Below are 12,125 nucleotides of genomic sequence, written 5' to 3' on the forward strand. Positions count from 1 at the left end.
AGAGGACGCTGAGAAACGGGCCCCCTAGTGGCGAGATCGGGGGTGCGCCGGATCCACGGTGGTGACGCTAAGTCATACGCTGAGCCGCGTGACACTCATCGCGACCGAGTCGCTCACCAAGACGTACGGCGGCCGGGTCACCGCGCTGTCCGACCTGACGGTCAGCGTCGAGCCGGGGATCATCGGGCTGGTCGGCGCCAACGGCGCGGGCAAGTCCACGCTGATCAAGATCCTGCTCGGGCTGCTCCCACCGACCTCCGGCCGGGTGCACGTGCTCGGGCTGGATCCGACCGTCGACCCCATGGGCGTCCGGGCCCGGGTCGGCTACATGCCCGAGCACGACTCCCTGCCGCCCGACCTGTCCGCGGCCGAACTGGTGACCCACCTCGGCCGCATCAGCGGGCTGCCGAAGACCACGGCCCGTGAGCGCGCCTCCGAGGCGTTGCGCCACGTCGGCCTCTACGAGGAGCGCTACCGCCAGGTGGGCGGCTACTCGACGGGCATGAAGCAGCGGGTCAAGCTGGCCCAGGCGCTCGTACACGATCCCGATCTCCTGCTCCTCGACGAGCCGACCAACGGCCTCGACCCGGCGGGCCGCGACGCCATGCTCGCGCTCGTCCAGCGGATCGGCACCGAGTTCGGCATCTCCGTCGTGGTCTGCTCGCACCTGCTCGGCGAGGTCGAGCGGATCTGCGACCACCTGATCGCGATCGACGGCGGCCGGCTGCTCCGCTCCGACAACGTGTCCGCGATGACCACCTCGACCGACGTGCTGGTCGTCGAGGTGAGCGAGGGCGGCAAGGAGCTCGAACAGCGGCTGCTGGAGATGCGGCTGCCGGTCACCCACGACGGGCACGCGCTGCTGGTGCCGCTCGAGGACGACATGACGTACGACCGGATCCTGACCGCCGTGGCCGATCTCGATCTGCCGCTGCACCGACTCGACCAGCGCCGCCACCGGGTGGCCGAGCTCTTCGCCGACCGGGAGGCCGCGCATGTCTAGCCCCGCGGGTGTCATCCACGACATCGGATACCAGCGGTACGAGGGTGAGCGGCTCGGCCGGCGCGACGTCTTCCTGGCGCTCTACACGCAGAGCCTGCGCACCGTGTTCGGCCTCGGCCGCAACTTCAAGGCGAAGATCTTCCCGTGGCTGATCGTCGGCGTGGTCGCGATCGTCGGCATCGTGATGATGGCGATCCGGGCGCAGACCGGCGAGGTCGTCATGAAGTACTCGGAGCTGCCGCAGTTCCTGAGCACGCTGATGGTGCTCTTCGTGGCCATCGCCGCGCCCGAGCTGGTCTCCCGCGACCTGCACAGCGGCGTGCTGCCGCTCTACTTCTCGCGGCCGCTGCGGCCGATGGACTACGGCCTGGCCAAGCTGGCCGCCCTGGTCACGGGCATCGTCATGGTCTGGGGCGGCGGCCAGCTCCTGATCTTCATCGGCGCGGCGTTCTCGGTGAAGGGCTTCGGCAACGTGGTGAACGAGCTCGCCGACGCGGGGCTCGGAATCATCTACACCGCGCTCTACGCGATCGTCTTCGCCAGCATCGCGGTCCTGGTGGCCTCCCTGCTCAAGCGGCGGGCGGTGGCGGCCGCGGCGATCGTCGGCGTCTTCCTCGTGACGGTGCCGATCGTGGGCGTGCTGTTCACCGTGCCGTCGGAGACGGCCCACCAGCTCGCGCAGATCGTCAACCCGGCCACCCTGGTCGGCGGCGTCGGCGACTGGCTGTTCGAGCCGACCAACGCCGACCCGGACCTGGACATCGGCCCGTTCGGACCGCTCTACGCCCTGGTCACGCTCGGCCTGATCGCCCTGTGCGTGACCCTGCTGATCGGCCGCTACCGGAAGGTGTCGAAGTCATGACTCTCGAAGTCGCGGGCGTTTCCCGCTGGTACGGCAACGTGGTCGCCGTCAACGACGTCACCATGTCGCTCGGGCCGGGTGTGACCGGGCTGCTCGGCCCCAACGGCGCCGGCAAGACCACGCTCCTGCACATGATGGCCGGCTTCCTCCCGCCGTCGCGGGGCACGTTGACCATCGACGGCGAGTCGACCTGGCGCAACCCGGAGGTCTACCGCAAGCTCGGCCTGGTCAGCGAGCGCGAGTCCGTGCACGCGTACCTCACCGCGCACGAGTTCGTGCTCGTCAGCGCCAAGCTGCACGGGCTGAGCGATCCGGAGGCGGCGGCCACGCGGGCGCTCGACCTGGTCGAGATGTCGGAGTTCCAGGACCGGCGGATCGGCACCTACTCCAAGGGCATGCGGCAGCGCACCCGGGTCGCGGCGGCGCTCGTGCACGAGCCCGAGGTGCTGCTGCTCGACGAGCCGTTCAACGGCATGGACCCGCGGCAGCGGATGCACATGATGGACCTGCTGCACCGGCTCGGCCAGGCCGGCCGAACCATCCTGTTCAGCTCGCACATCCTCGAAGAGGTCGAGCAGCTCTCCGGCACGGTGCAGGTCATGGTCTCGGGCCGGCTCGCCGCCTCCGGTGACTACCGCACGATCCGCCGGTTGATGACCAACCGGCCGCACGTGTTCGCCGTGCAGTCGACCGACGACCGCCGGCTCGCGGTGGCGCTCATGCACCAGCCGTCGGTCAACGGCGTCGACCTGACCCGCGACGGCCTGACCGTACGGGCCGGCGACTACGGCAGCTTCACCCGGGCACTCCCCCGGATCGCACTCAAGGAAGGCATCCGGGTGCGCCGGCTCCTGCCCTCCGACGAGTCCCTGGAAAGCGTGTTCTCTTACCTGGTGGAGGCCTGATGTCCACGGTCGCCTGGATCACCACGCGCGGCCTGCTCGGCCGGCGCCGGTTCCTGCTGCTCCTGCCGCTGCCGATCCTGATGGTGGGCATCGCGCTCATCCCCCGGTTCGCCGGCGCGACGCCCGAGGAGTGGACCCAGCCGGTCATCGTCGCGCTCGGGTTCACCACCCTGCTGCCGGTGGTCGCACTGATCGTCGGCACCGGCGTGCTCGGCGCCGAGATCGACGACGGCACGATCACGCACATCCTCTCGAAGCCGATCCCGCGCTGGCGGATCGTGCTGCCGAAGCTGCTGGTGGCGATCGGGGTCACGGCCGCGACCGCGGCGGTCCCGTTCTACATCGTCGGCGCCCTGGCCTCCGGTCCCCGGTTGGGTCTCGGCCTGGTAGTCGGCTCCACGGTGGGCGCGATCCTCTACTCGACGATCTTCGTGGCGCTGAGCCTGGTCTCCCGCCGGCCGGTGCTGCTCGGCCTGGTCTACGTGATCGTCTGGGAGGGCCTGCTGTCCAACCTGGTCAGCGGCACGCGGGTGCTCTCGGTGCAGCAGTACGCGCTGGCCATCGCCGACAAGGCGTCCGCCTCCCCGCTGCTCAACGGCAACGTCTCGGTGACCGTAGCGATCGTGATGAGCATCGTGGTGACGGTCCTGTTCCTGGTGCTGGCCATCCGGAAGCTGGGCTCCTTCTCGGTGACCGGCGAGACCAGCTAAGGGAGCGCGCTGGGGATCAGCCATTCCGGCAGGGCGCGTAGCAGCGCCACCACGATCGAGATGACGATCCCACCGAGGATCAGCAGGCCAAGACCGGTCAGCCCGGAGTACCGCTTCGGCTGGCCGGTCTTTCTGTCCGGTGCCGGGTCTTCGGGCTCGGTCCACGGGCGTTCGGCACGGAGCCAGAGCAACATGCCGATTCCGTACGGGAGCCCGCCGAGGAAGAACCAGAACCAACGCGTGCCCAACTTCGGTGCGGGACCCTGGATGAGGATGGCGAGAGAGAGGAGCGCGATGGTCGCAGCCAAGACTGGTGGGAACCATGGGATCGTCGTGCCCTCGTCGAGCCCGAGCACCTGCTCCAGCTGCCTGGCTTCCGGCGGCTTGCCGTCGAGGGGCATCCCGTTCTCGGGTTCCAGGCGAAGCACCTGCGCATAGTGCACCCGCCCGAAATCGGTGCGCCACACTACGAACTCGGTCAGCACGCCTTGCTGCTCGGAGGTGAGCCTGACTGGTGTGAACCAGAGCGACGACCGGTTGGCGTCACCGATCGTCTCGGCGCTCTGGTGCGCGACGATCCGACCGGCCTGCGCGTCGGCGATCGCCTGCTCGACGGTGGACTCCCGGGGCGCAGTCCACCAGGCGGTCACCGCCCACAGCACCCACCCGCCCAGCAGCGCCCACCGCAGCCACGGCTTCACCCGGGGCCAGGCCCCGGCGCCCTGCAACGCATCGACCCCCGCCATGGTGGTGATGGTCGCAGGCCGCCGCACCTCCCGGCAATCAGCCGGTGTTGCGCATCCCGGCCGCGATGCCGTTGACCGTGGTCAGCAGCGCCCGCTCCAGGGCCTGACCGTCGCTCGGCGCCCGCCGCCCACCGGGCGCCGTCGCCACCGCGCGGCCGGCGGCGCCGGAGTCGCGGTACTGCCGCAGCAGGGCGACCTGCAGGTGGTGCAGCGGCTCCAGATAGGTGTCCCGGACGGCCAGCGTGCGCTGCAGCACCGCGTTGTTCTCCAGCAGCGCGGGCGAGCCGGTGATCGCGAGCACCTCGCGCTTCGTCAGCTCGTACTCCTGCTCGATGACCTCGAAGATCCGCCGCAGGGGCTCGGGGACGAGCGTCTCGACGTACCGCCGGGAGATCGTGAGGTCGGTCTTGGTCAGCATCATCTCGACGTTGGACAGGAACGTGCGGAAGAAGTGCCAGTCGCCGTGCATCTCCTCGAGCACCGGCGCGAGACCGGCGGCGCGGGCGGCCTGCAGGCCCGAGCCGACGCCGAACCAGCCGGGCACGATCTGCCGCGACTGCGTCCAGCCGAACACCCACGGGATGGCCCGCAGCCCACCGAGACCGGCGTTGGCGTTGGGGCGCTTGGCCGGGCGCGAACCGATGTTGAGCGCGCCGAGCAGCTCGGTCGGGGTCGAGGCCCAGAAATAGTCGGGCAGGTCAGGGTCTTCGACGAGACCACGATAGGCCGCGAAGGCGGTGGCGGAGACCACGTCCATCGCGTCGTCCCACTTCGACAGCATCTCCTGCGGCTGGCGCGGCTCGGTGTGCAGCAGCGTCGCCTGCAGCACCGCTGCCACGGTCAGCTCGAGGTTCTCGCGGGCCAGCGCGGGCAGCGTGTATTTGTCGGAGATGACCTCGCCCTGCTCGGTGACCTTGATCGAACCGTCGAGCGTGCCGTAGGGCTGGGCCAGGATCGCCTCGTGGGTCGGGCCGCCGCCCCGGCCGACGGTGCCGCCGCGACCGTGGAACAGCGTGAGGCGCACGCCGTGGCGGGCCGCGACGTCGCGGAGGGCGCGCTGGGCCCGGTGGATCGACCACTGCGAGGTGGTGATGCCGGCTTCCTTGTTGGAGTCGGAGTAGCCGAGCATGACCTCCTGCACGTCACCGCGGGCCCGCACGAGGGCGCGGTAGGCGGGCAGCGACAGCAGCTCGTCGAGCAGCTCGCCGCCGGCGTTGAGCTCGGCCGGCGTCTCCAGCAGTGGCACGAACCCGATGTCGGCGCGGTTGCCGTGCACGTCGACCAGGCCGGCCTCGCGGGCCAGCACGGCCGCGGCGAGCACGTCGTCGACGCCGAGCGTCATCGAGATGATGTAGGACTCGATGACCTCGGGGCCGAACCGGTTCTGCGCCTCGCGGATCGCGGTGAACACGTCGAAGGTCTTGCGCGCGCCGTCGGTCAGGGCCGTGCCGACCGCGGCCAGCGGCCGCCGCCCGGACAGCTCGGTGGCCAGCAGCTTGGTGCGCTCGTCACGAGGCAGGTTGCGGTAGTCGGTGACCTCGCCGACGTGCCCGTAGAGCTGCGCCAGCACCGCGTGGTGGGCCTCCGCGTGCTCGCGGATGTCCATGGTGGCCAGGTGCAGGCCGAACGCCGACATGGTGCGGATCGCGCTCGCGAGCTTGCCCACGGCGGTCAGCTGGCCGGCGTTGCGGGCCAGCGAGGCACGCATCAGCTCGAGATCGGCGATCAGCTCGACCGAGCCGCGGTAGTCGCGACCCGGCACATGCGCGGTGCCGGCGGCGAGCCGCGCCCGGGTGTTGGAGAGCTTCGCCTTCACGCAGCGGGCCTTGAGCCGGTAGGGCTCCTCGGCGTTGACCCGGCGGAACCGCTCGGCGACCTCGGGCAGGTTGTCGAGGTCGCGGGCGAGGCTGGCGGACAGGTCCAGGGAGACCCCGCGCAGCCGGCGCGACACCGAGACCTCGTTGATCAAGTGGTCGAGGGCCTGCTCGGTGGCCTGGATGCCGTGCTCGTACTGGATGAGCAGCACGTCCCGGGTGACCGCCGGGGTGACGAACGGGTTGCCGTCACGGTCGCCGCCGATCCAGGTGCCGAAGGTCAGCGGGCGCGCCGTCGGTGAGGTCTCGATGCCGAGCCGGCGCAGCGTGTCGGCCAGGTCGTCGAGCACCTGCGGCGCGGCGTCGGCGTAGAGGTCGCGCAGGTAGTAGATGGCGTTGCGGGCCTCGTCGGTCGGGTCCGGCCGGTCGAGGCGCAGCTCGTCGGTCTGCCAGAGCAGGTCGAGCAGCTCGGCGAGGCGGCGGTCGTCGGCGTGCGGCGGCGCGCCGTAGAGCACGCTCTCGGCGGCCTCGGCGTCGAGCTCGTCGGCGATGCCGCGCAGCTTGGACAAGATCGAGCGGCGGGCCGCCTCGGTCGGGTGCGCGGTGAACACGGGCCGCACCGCCAGCCGCCGGCCGGCGGCCGCGATCTCCTCGGCTGGCACGCCACGCTCGGCGATCAGCTTGGCCGCCTGGTCGAGCCAGCCGCCCTGGGTGGCCCGCTGGCGGCGCAGCTCCCGGGCGCGGTGCACCTGCTCGGTGATGTTGGCCAGGTGGAAGTAGGTGGAGAAGGCGCGGGCCAGCTTGGTGCCGGTGGTGACGTCCATCGACGACAACCGGCCGGCGGCGGCCTCGGCGTCACTGCGGACCAGGGCGCGGATCTCCTCGACCAGGTCGAGCAGCGGGCGGCCCTCCTGGCGGGCCAGCGTGTGCCCCAGCAGCGTGCCCAGCCGGCGGATGTCGGCGCGGAGGGCGGCGTCGGGGTCGTCGGGGGTGGTCGGACCGGCGGGGTCGGACACGGGTGCGCTCCTTACGGCGGTGCAGGGCGGACAGCGCTGTCCCGTGCTTGATGATGCTACCTGCGTCGCCCGGGCCGGCGGGCAGTGTGGGCCGGGGCTGTGGGGTGATTAATCCCGTTTGCGCGGTTGGCTAGCCTCTCAGCATGGAATACCCGCCCAAGCCTCGCCCTGGGTCGCGCGTCGCGGTGATCTCCCCGTCCGCGGGCCTGCCGCAGATCTTCCCCGAGGTGTACGAGCTGGGCCTGCGCCGCCTGCGCGACGAGTTCAAGCTCGAGCCGGTCGAATATCCGACCACCCGGGTCCTCGGCGCGTCACCCGCCGAGCGCGCCGCCGACGTGCTGGCCGCCTTCGCCGACCCGTCGATCGACGCGGTCCTGGCCACCATCGGTGGCGACGACCAGCTGCGCATCCTGCGCCACCTCGACCCGAAGGTGCTGCGCGCCAACCCGAAGCCGTTCCTGGGCTACTCCGACAACACCACGTTGCTCAACTACCTCAGCGGCCTCGGCATCGTCGGCTACCACGGCGGCTCGATCCTGGTGCACTTCGGCCGGGCCGGCGCGATGCACCCGCTGACCCGCGAGTCGCTCGCGGCGGCGCTGTTCGGCTCGGGTTGGCACGACCTGACGCCGTCGCCGGACTACTCGGACGAGCCGGTCTCGTGGCACACGCCCGACTACGCCGACGTCCCCCAGCCGATGTTCGCGTCAGCGGGCTGGCGCTGGCACGGCACCGCCGCCGGCCCGGTGACCGGCCGCCTGTGGGGCGGCAACATCGAGGTCCTGACCTGGCTGCTCGCCGCGGACCTGGTGACACCTCCGCCGCCCGGCGCCATCTTCTTCACGGAGACCTCAGAAGAGATGCCGTCGGCGACGGAGGTCTACTACATGCTGCGCAACCTCGGCGAACGCGGCTGGCTCACCGACTGCCCGGCGATCCTGGTCGGCCGCGCGAAGTGCTGGGACCGCAACAACCAACTGGCCCCGGACGCGAAACGGGCGTACGCCGACGACCAGCGAGCCTCGATCCTGCGCGCGGCCAGCGAATACGCCCCGGGCGCCCTGGTCGTGCTCGACCTGGACATCGGCCACACCGACCCGCAGCTGGTCCTCCCCTACGGCGGCGAGGCCCGCATCGACCCGGACGCCCGCCGCATCGCCGTCCACTACTGACACCTCAAGCCCAGTAGGCGGGGCGCCGCAGCGCCGGCCCGCTGGGCCGACCGACCCGCGACGGAAGTTGCGCCTGGCGCAGCTTCGCGTCGCCGATCGTGAATGACCCGTCGGCCAGCCGACGCAGGGCGTCCGATCGTCGCCGCGGCGGGAACGCGGCAATCACCCGCTTCCCGCCGCCGACCCGGCGAATCTCGTGAATGGCCGGCGCGCGAGGTCCGTGGTACAGGTTGAAACCATCCACGTACGCGATTACGCGGTACACCATTCCACCTCGGATCCGCTAGACTTGGCCTACCCCGCCAGGGTCTAGTCGCCCTGGCCCGACGGCCCCCGTAAGGGGGCCGTTTCTATTGCGGTCAATGCGCCGGCGACGCTAGTTCCGGCCCCGCCAACGCGCTGCCCCGCGGCAGGCAAACTGCGGACAATTTCAGCGGCGCCCGCCGAAATCCCAAAGGTGGACCTCGACGCCGGCGTAAGCGTCGACAGTGAGCAACGCGGCCGCCTCCGAAGCGGAGTCCGCACGAACCAGCCCCGCCGTCCCCAGCCACCGCTCCCCGTCGTCCGAGAGCAGCGGCCCGTAGGCGACCAGATCACCGTCACCCGCCGACGGCGCGAGATCCACGGCCGGCCCTTCCCCGAGACCCAGCACCAGGTAGCGCTGACCGGCCGCACGATCGCCGGGGAAGTCCCACATCGTGCGGCCCAGCACGTTGCGCCAGCGCCGGAGCAGCACGTCCCGATAGACGCCCGCCTGATAGTTCGGCTCGTCGAACGCGAACGCCCGCGCCGCCGCCGCGTCCGGCAGGTCGACGATGTGCACGCTGCCCGACGGCGTCTCGCCATCGGCCGCGAACGTCGGACCCCGGGCGATCATCCGATCCGCGAACTCGTCCATGTAGGACCAGTGAGCCTCACCCAGCGCCAGGCGCAGCGGCAAAGACCCCGGCCGGTCACGGTGGTAACAGAGGAACTCCATGGCCTAGATCTTGGCCGTTCCGCTTGACACGGGCACGCCCCAAGGAGCATATTCAACCTATAAGTTAATTAACCGAGTGGTTGAGGAAGGCGGAGCGGTGGACCGGTTGAGCGAGGTGTTCAGCGCTCTCGCCGACCCGACACGGCGGGCGATACTCGCCCGGCTCGCGGAGGGCGAGGCGACGGTCAACGAGATCGCCGAGCCGTTCCCGATCAGCCTGCAGGCCGTCTCCAAGCACCTGAAGGTGCTCGAGCGGGCCGGCTTGATCACTCGCGGCAAGGAAGCGCAGTGGCGGCCCTGCCGGCTCGACGCGGCGCCGCTGCGGGAGGTGGCCGACTGGGTCACCACCTACCAGCGCTTCTGGGAAGAGCGCTACGACGAACTGGGTGAATACCTCAAACGCCTCCAGAAGGAGAACTGAGATGGCCGAGAACCTGACCGTGACCATGCCGTCCGACCTCGAGGTCAAGATGGTGCGGGTGTTCGACGCCCCGCGCGCCCTGGTTTTCGAGGCCCACTCGAAGTGCGAGCACCTCAAGCACTGGTGGGGTCGCGGCAACCCGCTCGACTGCGAGGTCGACTTCCGGCCCGGCGGCAGCTACCGCATGGTCGAGCACGCACCCGACGGCGACTGGGCCTTCCGCGGCGAATACCGCGACATCCAGGTCCCGCACCGGATCGTGCAGACCTTCGAGTTCGAGGGCATGCCCGGCCACATCTGCGAGGAGACGCTGGAGCTGACCGAAGAGGGCGGCAAGACGACCATCACCAGCGTCACCCGCTTCGACACCAAGCAAGAGCGCGACGGCATGGTCGAGGCCGGCATGTCCGAGGGCGCCGGCCAGTCCTACGACGCGCTCGCCGCGTACCTGGCCACGCTCTCCTGAACCCGCCGACGGGGTGCCCGGAGGAAAGACCGGGCACCCGCCGACATCACTTCAGGTCCACCTGGAAGGTCGGATCAAGACCCAGTCGCCGGTACGCGGCCAGACCGCCGGACGTACGCGTCACCCGTGAGTCCTTCCCGCTCTGGTCCGCCGGGGTGTCGAAGTAGACCATCGCCTTCATCCGCGGGAACAGCGACATTTGCTTGGCGACCGAGTCGAAGAACTCCGCCTGGTGGCCCGGGTTTCCCGACGAATACCAGACGCCCCACTCGGCGAGCATGAACGGCTTGTCGGGATGCCGCGCCGCCGCGTAGTTGTAGAAGCCCGGCCAGTTCGGCGCGCTGCTCGAGGTGCGGTTCATCATCTCCTCGAAGTCGCCGTAGCCGTAACCGCCGCGCTCGCTGTGCGCGTAGACGTCCCAGGCGAGCCAGTCGACCACGTCGTCGCCGGGATACAGGTCCTCCCACCACGACTTCGTCAACCATGGGATGTACGCCATGTGCACCATCACCGACACGATGTTGGTCACGCCCTGGGCCCGCAGCCGGTTGATCACGTACCGGTACATGTTGCGGTAGTCCGTGGCCGTGTAACCCGAGCCGCTGCTGGCCCGCACGTCGTTCTCCGGCTCGTGGTGCACCGTGAAGAAGAACGGCTCGGTGAAGGTGTCACGGATGTGCTCGGCCAGCCGGTCGAGATAGTCGTCGGTGTCCTCGTCACCGCGGGCGATCTGCGCCCAGCTCGCGCCGGTCGGCTTCCAGTTAAGGAAGAGCAGCCGGGGCTTCGCCGGGTCGCGCGCGATCCGCATCTCCATCGCCGTCGGGAAGAGCTCGGTCCCCCGGTGGTACGCGTGATAGATCGCCTGCGTCCGCCCGGTGTCCGCCTCGAACTCGGCCAACGCCTGGTCGCGCGGCTGGTCCGTGTGCGCGCCGGGCGCCACACCCCAGAGCACCCCACACGTGGGTACGAGCTTCGCCCCGAGCGTGCACCGCGGATCGCCGGGATCCGACGGACTGGTGGTCGGCGTCGGCGACGCGGTCGGCCCAGCGGTCGGCGACGTGGTCGGGTCGACGGTCGGCGTCGGGTCCACGGTCGGCGTCGGGCCAACGGTCGGCGTCGCGGTCGGGCCCACCGTCGGGCCGGCGGTCGGCGACGTCGTCGGCGCGGGCGTCGTCGGGTCCGTGGTGGGCGTCGGATCGGGCTCGTCCGGCTCGTCGGGATCTCCCGGCAGATCAGGGAGATCCGGCAGATCGGGAACGTCCGGCACCCCAGGGAGATCCGGCAGCCCCGGCAGGTCGGGCAGGTCCGGCGGGTTCGGCGGCAGCGGCACATCCGGCAACGACGGCAGGCTCGGCCGCGGGAAGCTCGGCACCGGAATGTCCGGCAGCTGGACGCCGCCCGGCAGCCCGCCGCCACCGACCCACGGCCGCACCGCGTCCTGCCACGACACCCGCAGCCGCGGCTCGACCCGCCCGCGGTCCTGGCTCACCCCGTCCGCGTCGAAGAAGTCGGCGAGCCCACCGCCCGGCGCGGTCACCGCGAACGCGTACGTCCCTCGGCCCTTGATCGCCTTGGACACGTCGAACGTCACCGCGCGGTCGGACCGTCCGGGGCGGGCGCTGGCGATCACCGAACCCAGCCGCGGCGCCGACCGCCGGTCGAGCCTGTCCTCCAGCCACGACGTCCCGGGCACCTGGCTCAGCTCCAGCAAGGGCGGCAGCGCGCCGGCCCGCCGGGTCAAGGTGATCTCGGCCCGCGCCGGTTTGCGCGCGGCACGCCGGCTGTCGACGTCGAACTTGAGGTAGGTCACGGCGGCCCCGCCACCGAGACCACCGGCCACCAACTGCATGCGGCCACCGTGGGGACCGACCCCGGCGGTGGTCGCGTAGCCGTCGGCGCTGGCGGCCAGATGGAGGTCGGGATTGGACCCGAGGGCGCCCCCCACGACACCCAGCAGGATCGCGACACCGGTCAGCCCGGCCGCGACCGCGGTGCGTACTGCGAGTGGTCTGGCCATCAGGTCCCCTCCAT

General features: G+C 70.8%; 12 protein-coding genes. 7 read left to right on the plus strand and 5 right to left on the minus strand.

Annotated features, from left to right (window positions below):
* Nucleotides 1–88: 88 nt before the first annotated feature.
* Genes O7635_RS04100 through O7635_RS04115 form a run of 4 tightly spaced genes read left to right on the plus strand, consistent with a single transcriptional unit; the run spans nucleotide 89 to nucleotide 3,480 of the window.
* On the plus strand, nucleotides 89–1,003 hold the full coding sequence (locus O7635_RS04100) for an ABC transporter ATP-binding protein (protein WP_278079068.1): 915 nt from the start codon (nucleotides 89–91) through the stop codon (nucleotides 1,001–1,003).
* A complete protein-coding gene (locus O7635_RS04105; protein ID WP_278079069.1) occupies nucleotides 996–1,865 on the plus strand; it encodes an ABC transporter permease subunit in 870 nt (289 codons plus the stop codon). The genes O7635_RS04100 and O7635_RS04105 overlap by 8 nt, the downstream gene beginning before the upstream one ends.
* Nucleotides 1,862–2,770, plus strand: coding sequence for an ABC transporter ATP-binding protein (locus O7635_RS04110; RefSeq protein ID WP_278079070.1), 909 nt, complete (start codon nucleotides 1,862–1,864; stop codon nucleotides 2,768–2,770). The genes O7635_RS04105 and O7635_RS04110 overlap by 4 nt, the downstream gene beginning before the upstream one ends.
* Nucleotides 2,770–3,480, plus strand: a complete 711-nt coding sequence (locus tag O7635_RS04115) for an ABC transporter permease (protein ID WP_278079071.1) — start codon at nucleotides 2,770–2,772, stop codon at nucleotides 3,478–3,480. The genes O7635_RS04110 and O7635_RS04115 overlap by 1 nt, the downstream gene beginning before the upstream one ends.
* Here O7635_RS04115 and O7635_RS04120 read toward each other — a convergent pair.
* Together O7635_RS04120 and ppc are read right to left on the minus strand one after the other, a co-directional pair.
* Complete coding sequence (locus O7635_RS04120; protein ID WP_278079072.1) at nucleotides 3,477–4,226, minus strand: hypothetical protein; 750 nt, start codon at nucleotides 4,224–4,226, stop codon at nucleotides 3,477–3,479. The genes O7635_RS04115 and O7635_RS04120 overlap by 4 nt on opposite strands.
* 37 nt (nucleotides 4,227–4,263) lie before the next feature.
* Nucleotides 4,264–7,056: a phosphoenolpyruvate carboxylase gene (gene ppc, locus O7635_RS04125; RefSeq protein ID WP_278079073.1), complete on the minus strand. Its 2,793-nt coding sequence runs from the start codon at nucleotides 7,054–7,056 to the stop codon at nucleotides 4,264–4,266.
* 143 nt (nucleotides 7,057–7,199) lie between these two features.
* Between ppc and O7635_RS04130 the strand changes: the two genes are divergently transcribed.
* Nucleotides 7,200–8,228 carry a S66 peptidase family protein gene (locus tag O7635_RS04130; RefSeq protein ID WP_278079074.1) on the plus strand — a complete coding sequence of 343 codons (1,029 nt, stop codon included), beginning with the start codon at nucleotides 7,200–7,202 and terminating at the stop codon, nucleotides 8,226–8,228.
* Between the two features lie 4 nt (nucleotides 8,229–8,232).
* Here O7635_RS04130 and O7635_RS04135 read toward each other — a convergent pair whose 3' ends face one another.
* Both O7635_RS04135 and O7635_RS04140 read right to left on the minus strand, forming a co-directional pair.
* Nucleotides 8,233–8,493, minus strand: a complete 261-nt coding sequence (locus tag O7635_RS04135) for a hypothetical protein (RefSeq protein WP_278079075.1) — start codon at nucleotides 8,491–8,493, stop codon at nucleotides 8,233–8,235.
* A gap of 165 nt (nucleotides 8,494–8,658) precedes the next feature.
* Complete coding sequence (locus tag O7635_RS04140) at nucleotides 8,659–9,207, minus strand: YciI family protein (RefSeq protein WP_278079076.1); 549 nt, start codon at nucleotides 9,205–9,207, stop codon at nucleotides 8,659–8,661.
* Nucleotides 9,208–9,304: 97 nt separating this feature from the next.
* On the opposite strand from O7635_RS04140, the gene O7635_RS04145 reads away from it, so the two are divergent.
* Nucleotides 9,305–9,628 carry a metalloregulator ArsR/SmtB family transcription factor gene (locus tag O7635_RS04145; RefSeq protein ID WP_278079077.1) on the plus strand — a complete coding sequence of 108 codons (324 nt, stop codon included), beginning with the start codon at nucleotides 9,305–9,307 and terminating at the stop codon, nucleotides 9,626–9,628.
* A 1-nt stretch (nucleotide 9,629) separates the two neighbouring features.
* A complete protein-coding gene (locus O7635_RS04150) occupies nucleotides 9,630–10,094 on the plus strand; it encodes an SRPBCC family protein (protein WP_278079078.1) in 465 nt (154 codons plus the stop codon).
* Nucleotides 10,095–10,140: 46 nt separating this feature from the next.
* Here O7635_RS04150 and O7635_RS04155 read toward each other — a convergent pair whose 3' ends face one another.
* The gene (locus tag O7635_RS04155) at nucleotides 10,141–12,111 is read right to left on the minus strand and encodes a hypothetical protein (RefSeq protein ID WP_278079079.1); all 1,971 of its coding nucleotides are present in this window, start codon (nucleotides 12,109–12,111) and stop codon (nucleotides 10,141–10,143) included.
* Nucleotides 12,112–12,125: the final 14 nt, after the last annotated feature.

The sequence above is a fragment of the Asanoa sp. WMMD1127 genome (assembly GCF_029626225.1).
Taxonomy (GTDB): Bacteria; Actinomycetota; Actinomycetes; order Mycobacteriales; family Micromonosporaceae; genus Asanoa.